This is a genomic window from Streptomyces sp. Ru73 (assembly GCF_002920575.1).
Classification (GTDB): domain Bacteria; phylum Actinomycetota; class Actinomycetes; order Streptomycetales; family Streptomycetaceae; genus Streptomyces.
In genome coordinates this window covers 85,935-103,444 of sequence record NZ_PQSQ01000018.1, presented here as the reverse complement: position 1 = coordinate 103,444, position 17,510 = coordinate 85,935, and the positions used below count along the sequence as shown (strand labels likewise).

The following is a 17,510-nucleotide window of genomic DNA, read 5'->3' as shown; positions in this document are numbered from 1 at the left end:
GAGCGCCGGCTCCAGGGCGAGACCAGCCGCGGAGAGCCGGTAGGCGACGCGGAGCGGCGGGCCCGCGTCGACCTCGCGGACCACCAGGCCCGCCGAGCCGAGCTCCACGAGCCGGTCGGAGAGCATGCGCTCACTGATGCCGGGGATGGCCCGGCGCAGGTCGGCAAAGTGCACCGGGCCGGACATCAGGGTGGCCACGATCAGGCCCGTCCAGCGCTTTCCGAGCAGCCCGAAGACGCGGGTCATACCGCTGTCGACCTGCTTGCATGCCTCTCCGCCGCGATCCGCCATGGGACCAGGGTACTGCTTTCCCGTTGGGGACTGCAGAAAAGTAAGCTACTGTGCTATTCATAGGTACATACGGTTTTCCACTTACTGCCGAGGAAGGGGACGCCGGCCCACCGGCCCCGGCCCCTACCGGCCATAGCCACCAGGAGCCCACCATGGCCACGCTGCTGCTGATCGACACGTCCGTCTCCCCCGAGGGCGTCTCCGCCTCCCGCGCGGTGACCTCCGCCTTCCGCAAGACCTGGGAGGAGCAGCACCCCGGCGGCACGGTGATCCACCGCGACCTGGCCGTCGACCCGCTGCCGCACCTCGACGGCGTCGCCGCCTCGGCCGGCTTCAGCGACCCGGCCACGCACACCCCGGAGCAGCAGGCGGCGTTCGCGCTGCGGACGAAGCTCGCCGAGGAGATCGAGCAGGCGGACGCGATCGTCATCGCCGCCCCGATGTACAACTTCACGATTCCGTCGACCCTGAAGGCGTGGCTCGACCAGGCGATCATCATGGGCCGTACGAGCGGTGAGAACCCGTCCGCCAAGGGCACCCCGGTCGTCGTCGTGGCGAGCCGCGGCGGCAGCTACGCGCCGGGCACCCCGCGCGAGGGCTTCGAGTACGTGCAGAACTACCTGGAGTCCGTGCTCGCCGGCGGGTTCGGCTTCGAGGTGGACTTCATCGTGCCCGAGCTGACGATGGCACCGGTGAACCCGGCGATGGCCGAGCTGATCCCGCTCTTCGAGGCCTCCCGCGAGAAGGCCCAGGAGGAGGCCGTCACCAAGGCCAAGGAGCTCGCGAAGCGCGTCGCCGCCTGAGCGGAGCGGACCGATGGAGCGAGGGATGTGAGGTACGCCTCACATCCCTCGTGCGGTTTCCGGCACTCCGCGCGTCCCGGACCGCCGCAAAAGCCGGACCCAAGAGGCCCGGCCCAAGAACCCGGACCGCCGGCCCGCATCGCCGCGCCCCGTCGGCCCACAGCCCCATGCCCGCAGACCATGTCCACAGGCCCGGACCCGCAGCCGGTCCGATGCGTCCGACGCCCCCGATACCTCCGGACAACGAAAAACCCCCGGTCCGGATCTCTCCGGGACCGGGGGTCCTCTGTGCGCGAGGGGGGAGTTGAACCCCCACGCCCTTTCGGGCACTGGAACCTGAATCCAGCGCGTCTGCCTATTCCGCCACCCGCGCATGGGTGTTGTCGTTCGATTCTCTCACCGGTGATCCGGGCCGTTCGGTCCGGGTCTTCGGCGGGAGCGCCTTTCGACATGGAAAACATTAGCACGCTGCAGGGGGTGCTCTCACACCCGTTCCCCGCCGGCCACCTCACGGCCGTCCGCCGACCCCCTCCCGGCCGCCGGCCGGGACGGCTCCCCGCCCCGCGCTCGAACGCCGCGTGCCCCGGCTCGTACCGGAAGCCGTGCGCCTGTCACCCGCCCGGCCCCGCCGCGGGCATCCAATCCTCCCCGTCGCGTCAGTACGGCGCCCGCCACAAAGGTCCATCCGTGCACCCCGTACGCCCTCAACGGCCCCGCCCGCCCGGGGAGACCGGCAGTTGCGGGACACTGTCGTGCGGCCGCATCTACGATCGCAGTCAGCATCGGACGGCGAGCGTGGGCAACCTTGTGAGAGGCGACACTCGTCCTCTAGGCGGGAAAGGGGAACCAGCTGTTTTCCCGACGCGTGGATACGATCAGTAAGCAGTACAGGGACGACCCTGAAGAAGACTGAGGAAGGAGGTGCCCCGTGGGAGTACTGAAACGCTTCGAGCAGCGTCTCGAGGGCCTCGTCAACGGCACCTTCGCCAAGGTGTTCAAGTCCGAGGTACAGCCCGTCGAGATCGCGGGTGCGCTCCAGCGTGAGTGCGACAACAACGCCACGATCTGGAACCGCGACCGGACGGTCGTCCCCAACGACTTCATCGTGGAGCTGAGCGCCCCGGACTACGAGCGCCTCAGCCCCTACAGCGGCCAGCTCGGCGACGAGCTGTCCAGCATGGTGCGGGACTACGCGAAGCAGCAGCGCTACACGTTCATGGGCGCGATCAAGGTCCACCTGGAGAAGGCGGAGGACCTCGACACCGGCCTGTACCGCGTGCGCAGCCGTACCCTCGCCGCCAGTACGTCACAGCAGGGAGGCGCCGCCCCGCAGGGGGCAGGCGCGGCCCGGGCCGGCCGGCCCGGCGGCGGACACGTGGGCCCGCCCCCCATGCCCTCGTCCCCGCCGCCCGGCGCGCCGCAGGCCGCGCGCACCGGCGCAGGACCCCAGCCGCAGGCCCAGACCCGGCGCTGGATCGAGATCAACGGCACGCGCCACCAGATCTCGCGTCCGACGCTGGTCCTCGGCCGCAGCACCGACGCCGATGTACGCATCGACGATCCGGGGGTCTCGCGCCGCCACTGCGAGATCCGTACCGGATCGCCGTCCTCGATCCAGGATCTGGGGTCGACGAACGGCATCGTGGTGGACGGGCAGCACACCACCCGCGCTACGCTCCGCGACGGCTCGCGGATCGTCGTGGGCAGCACCACCATCGTTTACCGGCAAGCCGAAGGGTGAAGCGGGGGCAATGTCAGAGCTGACCCTCACGGTCATGCGGTTGGGTTTCCTCGCCGTACTGTGGCTGTTCGTCATCGTGGCCGTACAGGTCATCCGCAGCGATCTGTTCGGCACGCGCGTCACGCAGCGCGGCGCCGCCCGCCGCGGGGGCCAGGAGCCGCGGGGCGCGCAGCGGCAGGCGGCACCGCCGCAGCCGCAGCGCCGTCAGGAGAGCGGCCGCGGCGGCAACAACCGCCAGCGCCGCGGCGCCCCCACCAAGCTGGTGGTCTCCGAGGGAACCCTCACGGGCACGACGGTCGCCCTGCAGGGCCAGACCATCACCCTGGGCCGGGCGCACGACTCCACGATCGTGCTGGACGACGACTACGCCTCCAGCCGGCATGCCAGGATCTACCCGGACCGTGACGGGCAGTGGATCGTCGAGGACCTCGGGTCCACCAACGGCACGTATCTCGACCGGACCCGGCTGACGACTCCGACGCCGATTCCGCTGGGAGCGCCGATCCGCATCGGCAAGACCGTCATCGAGCTGCGGAAGTAGTACGACAATGAGCGAGCGGAGCGAGCGAGCCGCGGCGGTCCACTCGGCCGGCCCGTGCGCGCTCCCGACCGGAGGGTGGGCAGTGTGGCGCGAGACCGGCTGTACCCCGAGCCGACGGGCGAGGTGCGCATGAGTCTGTCACTGCGCTTCGCCGCGGGTTCCCACAAGGGCATGATCCGGGAGGGCAACGAGGACTCCGGTTACGCCGGCCCGCGGCTGCTCGCCATCGCCGACGGCATGGGCGGCCAGGCCGCCGGTGAGGTGGCCTCCTCGGAGGTGATCTCCACCCTCGTCCAGCTCGACGACGACGTGCCCGGTTCCGACATCCTCACCTCGCTCGGCTCGGCCGTGCAGCGCGCCAACGAGCAGCTGCGCGTCATGGTCGAGGAGGACCCGCAGCTGGAGGGGATGGGCACGACCCTGACCGCCCTGCTGTGGACCGGTCAGCGGCTCGGCCTCGTGCACGTCGGCGACTCGCGCGCTTACCTGCTGCGCGACGGCGTGCTGACCCAGATCACCCAGGACCACACGTGGGTGCAGCGGCTGGTCGACGAGGGCCGGATCACCGAGGAGGAGGCCACCACGCATCCGCAGCGCTCGCTGCTGATGCGGGCGCTCGGCAGCGGTGACCACGTGGAGCCGGACCTCTCCATCAGAGAGGTGCGCGCCGGGGACCGGTACCTGATCTGCTCGGACGGTCTGTCGGGGGTGGTGAGCCACCAGACGCTGGAGGACACCCTCGCCAGCTACCAGGGCCCGCACGAGACGGTGCAGGAGCTGATCCAGCTCGCGCTGCGCGGCGGCGGCCCGGACAACATCACCTGCATCGTGGCCGACGTGCTGAACGTCGACGACACGGACACGCTCGCCGGGCAGCTGAACGACACCCCGGTGATCGTGGGCGCGGTCGCGGAGAACCAGCACCAGTTCGGTGACGGTGCCATGCAGACCCCGGCGGGCCGCGCGGCCGAGCTGGGGCGCGGCGGGCGCGGTGACGTGCCCCAGCAGGCGGCCGGCGGGTTCGGCCCGCCCGGGAGCGGCGGGGGTGCCGAGGCGGTTCCGCCGCAGGGCGCGTACGGCGCCTTCGTCGACGAGGACTACGCGCAGCCGCGGCGGCGCGGCCGGTGGATCAAGCCGACGCTGATCATCGCGCTGTGCCTGGCCGTGGTCGGCGGCGGTCTGTACGCGGGGTACCGCTGGACGCAGTCGCAGTACTTCGTGGGTGCCAAGGACGGGCACGTGGCCCTGTACCAGGGCATCAGCCAGGACCTGGCGTGGTTCTCCATGAACAAGATCGACCAGGACCACCCCGAGATCGAACTCAAGTACCTGCCCGCCTACCAGCGGAAGCAGGTCGAGGAGACGATCGCGGTCGACAGCCGGACGCAGGCACTGGCCAAGGTCGGTGAGCTCGGCAAGCAGGCCGGCGCGTGCAAGTCCCTGCAGCAGCGGGAGGCCGCGGAGCGCGAGGCGGCCCGCAAGAAGAGCGAGGGCCAGGCCGGCGGGACCGCCGGTACGAAGCCGGGCACGACCACCAAGCCGGGCTCCACGGCCACGCCGAGCAGCGCGACGCGCGACGCGAGCCCCACTCCCACGCCGTCCACCAGCAACTCCCCCTCCGCGGAGCAGCAGCGGCTGGAAAAGAATTGCAGCACCCAGCAGTGAGGGCGTAGGGGGCAGTTGATCTCATGAGCAGTACCAGCAACACCACGACCATCGGGACGATCGGAGCCCCGAGCCGCCGGAACACCGAACTGGCGCTGCTCGTCTTCGCCGTGATCATCCCGGTGTTCGCCTACATCAACGTCGGGCTGGCCAAGGAGGACACGGTCCCGGCCGGCGTGCTCGGCTACGCGCTGGGCCTCGGCCTGCTGGCCGGCGTCGCGCACCTGGTCGTGCGCAAGTGGGCGCCGTACGCGGACCCGCTGATGCTGCCCATCGCGACGCTGCTGAACGGCCTGGGTCTGGTGTTCATCTGGCGCCTGGACCAGGAGCCGCAGATCACCACGCCGCAGCTGGGCGGGGCGATGGCGCCGGGGCAGCTGATGTGGTCGACGCTGGGCGTGGCCCTGTTCCTGGGCGTACTGATCTTCCTGAAGGACCACCGTGTCCTGCAGCGCTACACCTACATCTCGATGGTGGTGGCGCTGGTCCTGCTGATCCTTCCGGTGTTCTTCCCGGCCCGCTTCGGTGCCCGCATCTGGATCACGATCCCGGGTGTGGGTTCGCTGCAGCCGGGTGAGTTCGCGAAGATCATCATCGCGATCTTCTTCGCCGGTTACCTGATGGTGAAGCGGGACGCGCTGGCCCTGGCCAGCCGCCGCTTCATGGGGCTGTACCTGCCGCGCGGCCGTGACCTCGGGCCGATCCTGGTGATCTGGGCGCTGAGCCTGATGATCCTGGTCTTCGAGACCGACCTGGGTACGTCGCTGCTGTTCTTCGGCCTCTTCGTGATCATGCTGTACGTGGCGACGGAGCGGACCAGCTGGATCGTCTTCGGTCTGCTGCTCAGCGCCGCCGGCGCGGTCGCCGTGGCCTCCTTCGAGTCCCACGTGAAGACGCGTGTGCACAACTGGCTCAACCCCCTGGAGCTGCTGAACGGCGGCGTCACCGAGACCGCGCAGGCCATGTACTCCTTCGGCTCCGGCGGCATCCTCGGGTCCGGCCTCGGGCAGGGCTACTCGCGGCTCATCGGCGGTATCGCGCCGAAGAGCGACTACATCCTGGCCACCGTCGGCGAGGAGATCGGCCTGGCCGGTCTGATGGCGATCCTGCTGCTGTACGGCCTGCTGATCGAGCGCGGCATCCGGACGGCGCTGGCCGCCCGTGACCCGTTCGGCAAGCTGCTGGCCGTCGGCCTGTCCGGCGCTTTCGCGCTGCAGGTCTTCGTCGTCGCCGGCGGTGTCACCGGCCTGATCCCGCTGACCGGTATGACGATGCCGTTCCTGGCCCAGGGCGGTTCGTCCGTCATCGCGAACTGGGCGCTGGTCGCGATCCTGCTCCGCATCAGCGACACCGCGCGCCGGCCGGCCCCGGCCCCCGCCCCCTCCACCGATGCCGAGATGACCCAGGTGGTCCGACCGTGAACAAGCCCCTGCGCCGGGTCGCGATCTTCTGCGGCCTGCTCGTCCTCGCCCTGCTCGTGCGCGTCAACTGGGTGCAGTTCGTCCAGGCCGACGAACTCAAGAACGACAAGCACAACCGCCGGGTGGCCATCGAGCGGTACAGCATCCCGCGCGGCAACATCATCGTCGGCGACAAGGCCGTGACCGGCTCGACCACCACCGACAGCGGCGACTTCAAGTACAAGCGGACGTACAAGGACGGCCCCATGTGGGCGCCGGTCACCGGGTACGCCTCGCAGGCGTTCGACGCCAACCAGCTGGAGAAGCTGTACGACCCGGTCCTCACCGGCACCGACGACAAGCTCTTCTTCAGCCGCACGGTGGACATGTTCACCGGCGAGAAGCAGCAGGGCGGCGACGTCGTCACCACGCTCAACGCCAAGGCGCAGAAGGCCGCGTACGAGGGTCTGAAGGGCAAGAAGGGCGCCGTCGCGGCCATCAACCCCGAGACCGGCGCGATCCTCGCGCTGTCCTCCGCGCCGTCCTACGACCCGTCCAGCTTCGCCGGCATGAGCGACGACGACGCCAAGGCGTACAACGGGCTGCTGAAGGCGAACAACCCCGACGATCCGATGCTGAACCGGGCGCTGCGCCAGACCTACCCGCCGGGCTCGACCTTTAAGGTCGTCACCGCGGCGGCGGCGCTGGAGAACGGCCTGTACACGGACATCGACGCGAAGACGAACTCGCCGCTGCCCTACTACCTGCCGGACACCGCGCACCAGCCGCTGAACAACGAGGGCAACATCCCCTGCAAGGACGCCAGCCTGCGTGAGGCGCTGCGGGTTTCCTGCAACAGCGTCTTCGGCAAGATCAGCGCCGACCTGGGCAACAAGAAGATGATCGAGGAAGCCAACCAGTTCGGCTTCAACAAGGAGCACTTCACCCCGGTCCGCGCGGACGCCAGCGTCTACCCCAAGGACAACCGGCCGCAGAACGCCATGGCCGGCATCGGGCAGGCGTCCAACCGCGCCACGCCGCTGCAGATGGCCATGGTCGCCGCGGCGGTCGCCAACGGCGGCACGCTGATGAAGCCGTACATGGTCGACAAGCTGGTCGCCCCGAACCTCAACGTCATCCAGCAGACGCAGCCGGAGAAGCTCAGCGAGCCGCTGAAGCCGGAGAACGCGCAGAAGCTGCAGGACATGATGGAGACGGTCGTCAAGAACGGTACCGGCACCACCGCGCAGATCCCGGGCGTCACGGTCGGCGGCAAGACCGGTACGGCGCAGCACGGCGAGGACAACAAGGACAACCCGTACGCCTGGTTCATCTCCTACGCCAAGACCGACAAGGGCACCCCGGTCGCCGTCGCCGTGGTCATCGAGGGGTCCGACACCCTGCGCGGTGACATCGCGGGCGGCAAGCTCGCCGCTCCCGTCGCCAAGGCGGTCATGGAGGCGGTAATCGACGGCAACAAGTGACCTCGGTCACGACCGTACCGGTCACATATCAGGTGACGGCCGCGGGCGGGCCACGTCAGGCGTGCCGGGTACGGTATGCGCGAACAGCACACCGCCGGACCACACACAGGTGCGGTCGGGATCGACGGAGAGGGCTGGAGTAGCTATGGAAGAGCCGCGTCGCCTCGGCGGCCGGTACGAGCTGGGCTCGGTGCTCGGCCGCGGCGGCATGGCCGAGGTCTACCTCGCCCATGACACCCGCCTGGGGCGCACCGTCGCCGTGAAGACGCTGCGGGTGGACCTCGCCCGCGACCCGTCTTTCCAGGCCCGGTTCCGCCGCGAGGCCCAGTCGGCCGCCTCGCTGAACCATCCGTCCATCGTCGCCGTCTACGACACCGGCGAGGACTACGTCGACGGTGTGTCCATCCCGTACATCGTGATGGAGTACGTCGACGGTTCCACCCTGCGCGAGCTGCTGCATTCCGGCCGCAAGCTGCTGCCCGAGCGCTCGCTGGAGATGACCATCGGCGTGCTCCAGGCGCTGGAGTACTCGCACCGGGCCGGCATCGTCCACCGCGACATCAAGCCCGCGAACGTCATGCTGACCCGCACCGGCCAGGTGAAGGTCATGGACTTCGGCATCGCCCGTGCGATGGGTGACGCCGGCATGACGATGACGCAGACCGCAGCGGTGATCGGCACGGCGCAGTACCTCTCCCCGGAGCAGGCCAAGGGCGAGACCGTCGACGCCCGCTCCGACCTGTACTCCACCGGCTGTCTGCTGTACGAGCTGCTGACGGTGCGGCCGCCGTTCGTCGGCGACTCGCCGGTCGCGGTCGCCTACCAGCACGTACGGGAGGAGCCGCAGCCGCCGAGCGCCTTCGACCCCGAGATCACGCCCGAGATGGACGCGATCGTGCTGAAGGCCCTGGTCAAGGACCCGGACTACCGCTACCAGTCGGCGGACGAGATGCGTGCCGACATCGAGGCGGCGCTGGACGGGCAGCCGGTCGCGGCCACCGCGGCGCTCGGTGCCGTCGGCTACGACCAGGACCAGCCCACCGCGATGCTGCGGCCGCAGGACCCGGCGGGCGCCACCTCGATGCTGCCGCCGGTCAACCCCGACGACGGCGGTTACGGCTACGACGAGCGCCCCGACCGGCGCCGCGGCGGCCAGAAGAAGAACCGCACCTCCACGATCCTGCTGATCCTGGCGGCGATCCTGGTGCTGATCGGTGCGATCTTCATCGGCAAGGCCATGTTCGGCGGCGGCAAGACCGACGGCAGCTTCGCGGCGCCCAGCCTGGTCGGCAAGACCCTCGACCAGGCACGCGAAGCCGGCCGGAACGGCGGCTTCAAGGTCGAGAAGGGCGGCAGCAAGACCTGCGACAACGTCAAGAAGGGGCAGGTCACCAAGCAGAACCCGGCGGCCGGCACGGACATCCAGAAGGACGACACGGTCACGGTGACGATGTGCACCGGCGCCGCCAAGATCACGGTCCCGGACGTGCTCGGCTACACCTTCGACAAGGCCAAGTCGATCCTGGAGAACAAGGGCTTCACGGACATCCAGCAGACGACGGAACAGTCCGACCAGACCCCGGGCAAGGTCATCCGGCAGAACCCCGACAGCCAGACCGAGGCGGCCAAGGACAAGACGATCGTCCTGACCGTCGCGGCCGAGAAGCCGAAGACCTCGGTGCCCGACGTCACCAACAAGCCCTTCGACCAGGCGCAGAAGCAGCTGACCGACCTGGGCTTCAAGGTGGCCCGCACCGATGAGGAGTCCGACAAGCCGGCCGACACCGTGCTGTCGCAGGACCCGGTCGGCGGCAGCCAGGCCGAGAACGGCTCCACGATCACCCTGACCGTCGCCAAGGCGGCCGAGAAGGTCCAGGTCCCCGACCTGGCCAACCAGAAGCTCAAGGACGCCAAGAAGACCCTCACCGACATGGGCCTCGCGGTCGGCAACATCACCGGTCCGCAGGACGACGACTCCACCGTCGTGGTCTCCGACCCGATCGCGGGCTCCGAGGTCGCCAAGGGCACGTCCGTGAACATCACCACGATGCCCGGCAACAACGGCAACGGCGGTGGCGGGAACGACGACGGCGGCGGCTGGTTCGGCGGGGTCGGCGACTGGGGCCGCAACAAGCACTGATCCGGGACCGGCAGCGGCCGGCACACGGAGAGAGGGCCCGGGGCGACTGCCCCGGGCCCTCTCGCGTACGGCGGTGGCGGCTAGCGCAGTTCCTTCGGCGGGGTGCGGTCGGCGTCGACCTTCTCGGTGCGGACCAGCTCGCCCCAGACGATGTAGCGGTAGTTCGAGGTGTAGACCGGCGTGCAGGTCGTGAGGGTGATGTAGCGGCCCGGCTTCGTCCTGCCGGACTTCTTGGGGACCTTGTTCAGCACGCCCACGTCGTACTTCGTGGTCTGCGGCAGGATCGCGAAGACCTTGTACACGTACCAGCGGTTCTGCGACTCGTAGACGATCGGGTCGCCGTCCTTGAGCTTGTCGATGTTGTGGAACTTGGCGCCGTGCCCGTCCCGGTGCGCGGCGAGCGTGAAGTTGCCCGTCTTGTCCTGCGGCAGTGCCGACTTGACCGGCTCGGTGTAGTAGCCGGCCACCCCGTCGTTGAGGACCTTGCTGTCGGTGCCCTTCTTGACCAGCACCTCACCGTTCTTCATGGCCGGGACGTGCAGGAAGCCGATGCCGTCCTTGGTGTCCAGCTCCTTCTGCTCCGGGCCCTTGGACTCGGCCCAGTGCTGGCGCACCCGGTCGCCCTGGTGGTGCGCCTCGCGGTCGGCGAGGACGTTGGTCCACCACAGCGAGTAGGCGACGAAGAGGCCCATCACCACACCGGCCGTGATCAGCAGCTCGCCGATGAAGCTCACGACGGCGGCTATCCCGCGCCGCACCCTTCGCGGCGCACGCGGCGGCGCCGTCGTGGCGGACGTCACCGGTGCCCCGGCGTCATCAATGTTCTCGACGCCCTCGACGTCCGCGTCCGGTCCGGTGGCAGTCACCGCGTGGTACCCCCTGATGGTGCTCAGCTGACGAGCGCATCCGGCTTGCCCTTGCTCCGCGGCCGCTCCTCGACCATCTTGCCCCACACGATCATCCGGTAGGTACTGGTGAACTCCGGGGTGCACGTGGTCAGCGTGATGTACCGGCCGGGCTTGGTGAATCCGGAGCCGGGCGGGACGGGGCCGAGCACCCCGACGTTGGAGGGCGAGGTCTGCGGGAGGATGCTCTCCATCTCGTACGTGTAGAAGCGGCTGCGGGTCTCGACGACGATCTTGTCGCCCTGCACCAGCCGGTTGATGTAGCGGAACGGCTCCCCGTGGGTGTTGCGGTGGCCCGCGACCGCGAAGTTGCCGCGCTTGTCCCAGGGCATCGCCGTCTTCAGCTTGCCCTCGCCGTAGTGGCCGACCATGCCGCGGTCCAGGACCTCGTGCTTGCTGATGCCCTCGGCGATCGGGACCTTCACGTCCAGCTTCGGGATGTACATGATCGCGAAGCCCTGGCCGGGCGAGAACACGCCCGCCGCGCGCTTGTCGTCCTCGCCGCCCTTGTCCCACTCCTGCTGGAGGTTGTTGGCGGCGCCGCCCGCCTCGTTGAGCGCCAGGACATTGGTCCACCACAGCTGGTACGCGACGAACAGCAGCATCAGCACGCCGAGCGTGATGAACGCCTCGCCCGTGATCCGGCTGGCGATGACGCCGGCGCTCTCCTTGCGGGCGCGTGCCGCCCGCCGTGCGGCGACCCGCGAGGTCGGCGCGGGCTCCTGGGCGGCCGGCGCGGCGGGAGCGGCGCGGCGGCCGCGTCGTCCGCCCCGTTTGGCGGCTGCCTGCGCGGCTCTGCGGCGCTCGGCACGGCCGCCGGTCACCGGAGTCGCTGTTTCACGTGAAACAGCGTCCTCGCGCGGTTTCACGGCCTTGCGGTCCGCCTGCCGCAGCGTCATGGTCTCGTCGTCGGCGGGCGGGGCCGGGGCGGGCACAGGCGCGACGGGCGCGGCCGGGACGACCGGCGCGATCACGGTCTCGGCAGCGGCCAGGGCGGCGTCACCGTACGCGGCAGGTTCCGAGGCGCGGTAGCCCGCCGTTTCCGTGGCGCCGTACGCCGCTGTTTCCGTGGTCGCACCGTACGCGTCGGCGGCGGGGTACGAGCCGTACGTCTCCGTGGGGTCGTACGTGCTGGCCGTGTCGTACGCCCCGGCCCCGCCGTAGGTCCCCGTCGCCCCCGTCCGGCCGTACGCCGGGCCCTGGCTGTGGGCCGCCGGGCCGTCGTGGTCGGTGAGCCGCTCGAAGACGGCCGTCGGCTCGTACCCGGCGGGCGGTTCGTAGGGGCGGGCCGCCTCGCCGTACTCGGCCGGCCCCGCCGGTCTCTCCTCCGGGCCCTGCCCCCCGTGCCGGCCGGGCAGCGGATCGTTGAGGGGATCGCCGAGCCGGCCGACTGCCGCCTCGAACGCGGCAGTGTCGTCGTACGGATCGTGCGGACCGTACGACGACGTGCCTTCGCGCTCGGGGCGGAGCGCGGTCACGCGCCGGCCTTGCCGACCACCGGGGCGAGCCCCGTCGAACGCTCCACAGCTCCCTCGTCACCGCACTCGACCAGCCAGTTGGCGAGCATTCCGTGGCCCCACTCGGTCAGCACCGACTCGGGGTGGAACTGCACGCCCTCGACGGGCAGTTCGCGGTGCCGTACGCCCATCACCAGGCCGGTCTCCGTCCAGGCGGTGACCTCCAGCTCGGCGGGCAGGGTGTCCCGCTCCACCGACAGCGAGTGGTACCGGGTGGCCGTGAACGGCGAGGGCAGGCCCTGGAAGACGCCCTTGTGCTCGTGCGTCACCAGGGACGTCTTGCCGTGCAGCAGCTCCGGGGCGCGGCCGACGACGCCGCCGTACGCCACCGCCATGGACTGCATGCCCAGGCAGACGCCGAAGACCGGCACGCCGGTGTCCGCGCAGTGCCGCACCATGTCGATGCAGACACCGGCCTGCTCGGGCGCGCCCGGGCCGGGCGACAGCAGGACGCCGTCGAAGCCGTCCTGGGCGTGCCCCGGCTCCACCTCGTCGTTCCGCCGCACCTCGCACTCGGCACCGAGCTGGTAGAGGTACTGCACGAGGTTGAAGACGAAGCTGTCGTAGTTGTCGACGACGAGGATCTTCGCGCTCATCGGACGGCCCCCATTCCCTGGTCCACCGTGACATCCCCGAAGGGGAGCAGCGGCTCCGCCCATGGAAAGACGTACTGGAAGAGCAGGAAGACGATCGCCAGCACGAGCACGAGCGAGATCAGTGCCTTCACCCATGCGTTGCCCGGCAGATGCCGCCAGATCCAGCCGTACATGCTGTCCCTACTTGCCGATGCCAATGGTCATTTGCCCCACCAGAGTAAGGGGCGAGTCCCGGCGGTGTGGCTCAGCTGCGCAATGCGGACGGACGGCCCTCGGCCACGGGCCGGGTCGCGTCCAGGTGCGCCCAGGCGATCAGCCGGTGACTGTGCCCCCACTCTGGCTCGCAGGTCGTAAGGGTGAGGTAACGGCCGGGCCCGTCGTAGCCGGATTTGTGCGGTACGGGGTCGATGACCCCGATGTCGCCGGGGACGGTCCGGTAGGGGCGCCTGTCGATGCGGTACGTGAACCACGTCGTGCCGTCGCTGAGGACGACCGCGTCACCGGGCCGCAGCCGCGGGAAGTCCTTGAACGGATCGCCGTAGGTGCGGCGGTGGCCGGCGACGGCGAAGTTGCCGGTGGCGCCGAGCCGGGCGGTGCCGGCGTAGTGGCCGAGGCCGCGCTGCAGGGTGCCGGTGGCGGTGCCCTCCAGGACGGGCTTGGCCCAGTCGCGGCCGAAGCGCGGGATGTACATGACGGCGAAGGCGCGGCCGTTCCGGTAGGCAGGCCGCGGCGGCGGGCCCTCGTCCTGTGTGCGCCCGTGCCCCGCCCGGCCGCCGGGAGCGGGCGAGGCGGTCGCGACCGGGCCCGTCGACCAGCGTTCCTGGAGCTTGCCGAGCTCGCCGTCCATGGCGCTGTCGGCCCGTACGCCCGTCCAGAAGAGCACGTAGACGACGAAGAGGACGATCAGGCTGCCGACGGTGAGGCACAGCTCGCTGAAGGTCCTCACGATCCACCGCACGGTCATGCCGCCCCTCCCGTCACCCGGCCACCGCCCCTGAAGGAGCTGCGCGCCCCTCCCTCGGCGCACCGGCGCTCCGGCGCGCTACGGCTGCACGGGCTGTGCGTAGTGGAGATCCACTGTGCCGGAGTAGCCGGGCAGAGTCATCGCCCCGTGCGGTTCGACTTTCCAGCCGAGTCCGTAGGCGTCGACGTACTGGAGGTAGTTCTGGATGGCGGGGGAGGCGTTGAGCGCGTTGGTCAGCTTCGCCCGGTCGCCCACGGCGGTGACGGTGTAGGGCGGGGAGTAGACGCGGCCCTGGAGGATCAGGGTGTTGCCGACGCAGCGGACCGCGCTGGTGGAGATCAGCCGCTGGTCCATGACCTTGATGCCCTTGGCGCCGCCCTGCCACAGGGCGTTGACCACGGCCTGCAGGTCCTGCTGGTGGATGACCAGGTCGTTGGGCTGCGGCTCGGGAACGCCGGGGATCTTGGCGGTGGCGTTGGGCGGGGCGTCGGTGAGGGTGACGGACAGGCCCTGGCCCGACACCTTCTTGGTGCCGGCGTTCTTCTCCAGCGCCTGCACCCGGGCCTTGTCGGCCTCGGTACTGCCGTTGTCCTCGTCGGCGAGGCGGTCGACGTCGGAGCGCAGGGTGGCGTTGCGCTCGTCCTGGATCTTGTTCTTCTGGCTGTGGTCCTGGATGAGGTCCGAGAGCCGCAGCATCGAGTCGTCGGAGCGCAGGTTGGTGCCGCGTGCGGTGTCGAAGCTGATCCAGAAGAGCAGCCCGGCGAGCGCGAAGACGGCCAGCGTCAACAGGCGTACGGGGCGCAGCCGCAAACGCGAGAGGCGGCCGCGGGAGTCAGCGGATGTGCTCAACGTACCCTTACTCCTTACGACGCCGCGGAAGCACTACGCTAACGGACGCCCGGGGGGAGCACTGGATCCCCGACGTCCGCCCGGCGCCAGCCTTGTACACCGCGCGGTCACGCAGCGCATCGACAGGAGAGTTCCTCGTGCCGAAGTCACGGATCCGCAAGAAGGACGACTTCACGCCGCCGCCGGCGAAGCAGAGCAGTTCGATCAAGCTGAACTCCGGTCGGGGCTGGGTGGCGCCGCTGATGCTGGCGATGTTCATGATCGGGCTGGCCTGGATCGTGTGCTTCTACGTGACCGAGGGCGATCTGCCGGTCAAGGCGATGGGGAACTGGAACATCGTGGCCGGCTTCGGCTTCATCGCGGTGGGCTTCGGCGTCTCCACGCAGTGGAAGTAGCCGGGGCGGCGCTCCCGGGCCGGTGATCCGGACGGATTTTCCGGCCTGATGTCCCCCGCTGAACGCAAGCTGTGCCCAAGACCATCCACACGGTTATCCACAGCCGGGGAAAACTTCAGAAGATCTGTGGATAACCCCTGTGGGGTTGACACCGGTCACACCGGGGGCGAGGACCTCCGGTGGGCCGGCTTCCCTTGTCTGTACTGCGAAAACGTCCCTGCAGCGGCCCCCCTTGCCGGGATCCTGCACCGTGCGCACAGGGGCCGACACAAGCTGTGGACAAGTGAACGGTCGGTCACTCCCCGGCCCGCTCCGGCGCGGCCTGTGGGGATACTGGTGCCCCCTGGTGTGCGTGCGACTCGAAGATCCGGGGGCGGACCGGGCGGGCGTCAGCCGGTGAGCTGGGACGTGCGGAACCACACCACCGCGACGATCACCAGCAGCGCCACCACGCAGGCACCGGCCTGGACGAGCGTCCGGCGGCCGCGGGGCGCGTGCACCATCGCGTACGTCACCCCCGCGCCCATCACCAGGCCGCCCACATGGGCCTGCCAGGCGATGTTCGGCCACAGGAACGTGAAGGCGAGGTTGAGGCCGAGCAGGATCAGCACCGGCTTCATGTCGTAGTTCAGCCGGCGCAGCAGCACCGCCGTGGCGCCCAGCAGGCCGAAGATCGCGCCGGAGGCGCCCAGCGAGGGCTGGTTCTGCGCGGCGAGCAGGTACGACAGGGCGCTGCCGCCCAGCCCGGCGAGGAAGTACAGCGCCAGGAAGCGGACCCGGCCGAGCGCCGCCTCCAGCGGCGGCCCCAGCCACCACAGCGACAGCATGTTGAAGCCGATGTGCATGACCTGCTGATGCAGGAACATGGCGGTGACCAGGCGGTACCACTCGCCGTGCGCGACGCCGACCACGTGCAGCGCACCGGGGTCGAAGGCCCAGCCGACCAGGTCGAGGGCGTTCACGAACCGGTCGCCGACCACCATCGCGGCGACGAAGACCGCGACGTTGACGCCAATGAGGATCTTGGTGAGCAGCCGCGGGTCGGCGGTCAGCGTGCCGCCGGCGACCGTGCGCGGCCGGTTCGCGCCGGGCGCGTGGCCGGTGCCGCTGCCGCCGCGTACGCACTCCGGGCAGTGGAAGCCGACCGAGGCGCTGACCATGCACTCCGGGCAGATCGGGCGTTCGCAGCGGGTGCAGGTGATGCCGGTGGACCGGTCGGGGTGGCGGTAACAGCCGGGCGCGACGGCCCCGCCGTCCGGCGAACCGTTTCCGCCGCGGGCCTCCCGCGGTTCCTGCGGACTGCCTGGCGCCTGCTCCATCGCTACCCCTCGTTCTCCTGGCCCGCGGCTCCCGCACGCTGCGCGCCCCGCCTGGTCTACGACCGGGCGGGGCGTCATGGTTCCACGCCGCCCGCGGTCCGCCGCGGGCAGGGGTGACCGGCGGGGCCGGCGCTGCGCGGGCTCAGCGGGTCTCGACGACGACCTGCTCGATGACGATGTCGTTCACCGGACGGTCGGTGCGCGGGTTCGTCTGGGTGGTGGCGATGGCGTCCACGACCTTCTTGCTCTCCTCGTTGGAGACCTCGCCGAAGATGGTGTGCTTGCCGGTCAGCCACGCGGTCGGCGCCACCGTGATGAAGAACTGCGAGCCGTTGGTGCCCGGGCCGGCGTTGGCCATGGCCAGCAGGTACGGACGGTCGAACACCAGGTCGGGGTGGAACTCGTCGGCGAACTCGTAGCCCGGACCGCCGGTGCCGTTGCCCAGCGGGTCGCCGCCCTGGAGCATGAAGCCGCTGATCACCCGGTGGAAGATGGTGCCGTCGTACAGCTTGTCCGTCGACTTCTGGCCGGTCGCCGGGTTGATCCACTCGCGCTCGCCCTTGGCGAGCTCGACGAAGTTCTTGACCGTCTTCGGGGCGTGGTTCGGCAGGAGCCGAAGTTCGATGTCGCCCTGGTTGGTCTTCAGGGTGGCGTAGAGCTGCTCAGCCACGATCTACCTTCCATAAGTCTTCACTGACGGTTCCCGATCCTCGCACGAACGGCCGCGCCCGTCCCCCGCGCGCCACCTGACGACCGGTCTTCGCACTGATTTCCCCCCTTCCCGACGTTTCCCGCGCCCGTCAGCGGGGACCCGTACATTCCGGTCGGACGCCGGTCATCCGGCGGAACCGGCCGGACGAGAAGCAAAACCAGACAGGGGGCGAGAAACCGCCGAATCGC

General features: G+C 69.9%; 17 protein-coding genes and 1 tRNA gene. 8 read left to right on the top strand and 10 right to left on the bottom strand.

Features of this window, described 5'->3' with window-relative positions:
- The coding region (locus C3486_RS11550) for a helix-turn-helix domain-containing protein (protein ID WP_103832541.1) at positions 1-291 on the bottom strand (291 nt) is incomplete at its 3' end.
- Positions 292-443: 152 nt separating this feature from the next.
- Between C3486_RS11550 and C3486_RS11545 the strand changes: the two genes are divergently transcribed.
- On the top strand, positions 444-1,094 hold the full coding sequence (locus C3486_RS11545) for an FMN-dependent NADH-azoreductase (protein ID WP_103832529.1): 651 nt from the start codon (positions 444-446) through the stop codon (positions 1,092-1,094).
- A gap of 289 nt (positions 1,095-1,383) precedes the next feature.
- On the opposite strand, the gene C3486_RS11540 is transcribed toward C3486_RS11545, so the two are convergent.
- Positions 1,384-1,467, bottom strand: a tRNA-Leu gene (locus C3486_RS11540).
- A 555-nt stretch (positions 1,468-2,022) separates the two neighbouring features.
- On the opposite strand from C3486_RS11540, the gene C3486_RS11535 reads away from it, so the two are divergent.
- From C3486_RS11535 to pknB, 6 genes are all read left to right on the top strand, one after another.
- On the top strand, positions 2,023-2,835 hold the full coding sequence (locus C3486_RS11535; protein ID WP_103832528.1) for a DUF3662 and FHA domain-containing protein: 813 nt from the start codon (positions 2,023-2,025) through the stop codon (positions 2,833-2,835).
- Positions 2,836-2,845: 10 nt separating this feature from the next.
- Complete coding sequence (locus C3486_RS11530) at positions 2,846-3,376, top strand: FHA domain-containing protein (protein ID WP_103832527.1); 531 nt, start codon at positions 2,846-2,848, stop codon at positions 3,374-3,376.
- Positions 3,377-3,505: 129 nt separating this feature from the next.
- A complete protein-coding gene (locus C3486_RS11525; protein ID WP_181138515.1) occupies positions 3,506-5,041 on the top strand; it encodes a Stp1/IreP family PP2C-type Ser/Thr phosphatase in 1,536 nt (511 codons plus the stop codon).
- Positions 5,042-5,064: 23 nt separating this feature from the next.
- Positions 5,065-6,462, top strand: coding sequence for an FtsW/RodA/SpoVE family cell cycle protein (locus C3486_RS11520; protein WP_103832525.1), 1,398 nt, complete (start codon positions 5,065-5,067; stop codon positions 6,460-6,462).
- Positions 6,459-7,925 carry a penicillin-binding protein 2 gene (locus C3486_RS11515; protein WP_103832524.1) on the top strand — a complete coding sequence of 489 codons (1,467 nt, stop codon included), beginning with the start codon at positions 6,459-6,461 and terminating at the stop codon, positions 7,923-7,925. Before C3486_RS11520 ends, C3486_RS11515 begins: the two co-directional genes overlap by 4 nt.
- Positions 7,926-8,070: 145 nt before the next feature.
- Entirely contained in the window at positions 8,071-10,065 is a 1,995-nt protein-coding gene (gene pknB / locus C3486_RS11510) for a Stk1 family PASTA domain-containing Ser/Thr kinase (protein ID WP_103832523.1), read from the top strand.
- A gap of 80 nt (positions 10,066-10,145) precedes the next feature.
- On the opposite strand, the gene C3486_RS11505 is transcribed toward pknB, so the two are convergent.
- From C3486_RS11505 to C3486_RS11485, 6 genes are all read right to left on the bottom strand, one after another.
- On the bottom strand, positions 10,146-10,886 hold the full coding sequence (locus C3486_RS11505) for a class E sortase (RefSeq protein WP_103832540.1): 741 nt from the start codon (positions 10,884-10,886) through the stop codon (positions 10,146-10,148).
- Positions 10,887-10,954: 68 nt separating this feature from the next.
- A complete protein-coding gene (locus C3486_RS37960; protein WP_258052710.1) occupies positions 10,955-12,448 on the bottom strand; it encodes a class E sortase in 1,494 nt (497 codons plus the stop codon).
- Positions 12,445-13,083 (bottom strand): aminodeoxychorismate/anthranilate synthase component II, encoded by a 639-nt coding sequence (locus tag C3486_RS11495; protein WP_103832522.1) that lies wholly within the window; start codon positions 13,081-13,083, stop codon positions 12,445-12,447. The genes C3486_RS37960 and C3486_RS11495 overlap by 4 nt, the downstream gene beginning before the upstream one ends.
- Positions 13,080-13,256, bottom strand: coding sequence for a hypothetical protein (locus C3486_RS37220; RefSeq protein ID WP_181138514.1), 177 nt, complete (start codon positions 13,254-13,256; stop codon positions 13,080-13,082). Before C3486_RS37220 ends, C3486_RS11495 begins: the two co-directional genes overlap by 4 nt.
- A gap of 71 nt (positions 13,257-13,327) precedes the next feature.
- Positions 13,328-14,047 (bottom strand): class E sortase, encoded by a 720-nt coding sequence (locus C3486_RS11490; protein ID WP_103832521.1) that lies wholly within the window; start codon positions 14,045-14,047, stop codon positions 13,328-13,330.
- Between the two features lie 78 nt (positions 14,048-14,125).
- Positions 14,126-14,896: a DUF881 domain-containing protein gene (locus C3486_RS11485; protein ID WP_103832520.1), complete on the bottom strand. Its 771-nt coding sequence runs from the start codon at positions 14,894-14,896 to the stop codon at positions 14,126-14,128.
- A 137-nt stretch (positions 14,897-15,033) separates the two neighbouring features.
- Between C3486_RS11485 and crgA the strand changes: the two genes are divergently transcribed.
- A complete protein-coding gene (gene crgA / locus C3486_RS11480) occupies positions 15,034-15,291 on the top strand; it encodes a cell division protein CrgA (protein ID WP_103832519.1) in 258 nt (85 codons plus the stop codon).
- 389 nt (positions 15,292-15,680) lie between these two features.
- On the opposite strand, the gene C3486_RS11475 is transcribed toward crgA, so the two are convergent.
- Positions 15,681-16,610: a rhomboid family intramembrane serine protease gene (locus C3486_RS11475; protein ID WP_103832518.1), complete on the bottom strand. Its 930-nt coding sequence runs from the start codon at positions 16,608-16,610 to the stop codon at positions 15,681-15,683.
- A gap of 142 nt (positions 16,611-16,752) precedes the next feature.
- Positions 16,753-17,280, bottom strand: a complete 528-nt coding sequence (locus C3486_RS11470) for a peptidylprolyl isomerase (RefSeq protein WP_103832517.1) — start codon at positions 17,278-17,280, stop codon at positions 16,753-16,755.
- Positions 17,281-17,510 lie beyond the last annotated feature (230 nt).

Excerpts from the sequence above, each read along its gene's own strand:
- C3486_RS11545 (WP_103832529.1), top strand. The coding sequence starts at position 444 with ATGGCCACGCTGCTGCTGATCGACACGTCCGTCTCCCCCGAGGGCGTC.
- C3486_RS11530 (WP_103832527.1), top strand. The coding sequence starts at position 2,846 with ATGTCAGAGCTGACCCTCACGGTCATGCGGTTGGGTTTCCTCGCCGTA.
- C3486_RS11525 (WP_181138515.1), top strand. The coding sequence starts at position 3,506 with ATGAGTCTGTCACTGCGCTTCGCCGCGGGTTCCCACAAGGGCATGATC.
- C3486_RS11520 (WP_103832525.1), top strand. The coding sequence starts at position 5,065 with ATGAGCAGTACCAGCAACACCACGACCATCGGGACGATCGGAGCCCCG.
- pknB (WP_103832523.1), top strand. The coding sequence starts at position 8,071 with ATGGAAGAGCCGCGTCGCCTCGGCGGCCGGTACGAGCTGGGCTCGGTG.
- C3486_RS11495 (WP_103832522.1), bottom strand. The coding sequence starts at position 13,083 with ATGAGCGCGAAGATCCTCGTCGTCGACAACTACGACAGCTTCGTCTTC.
- C3486_RS37220 (WP_181138514.1), bottom strand. The coding sequence starts at position 13,256 with ATGTACGGCTGGATCTGGCGGCATCTGCCGGGCAACGCATGGGTGAAG.
- C3486_RS11490 (WP_103832521.1), bottom strand. The coding sequence starts at position 14,047 with ATGACCGTGCGGTGGATCGTGAGGACCTTCAGCGAGCTGTGCCTCACC.
- C3486_RS11475 (WP_103832518.1), bottom strand. The coding sequence starts at position 16,610 with ATGGAGCAGGCGCCAGGCAGTCCGCAGGAACCGCGGGAGGCCCGCGGC.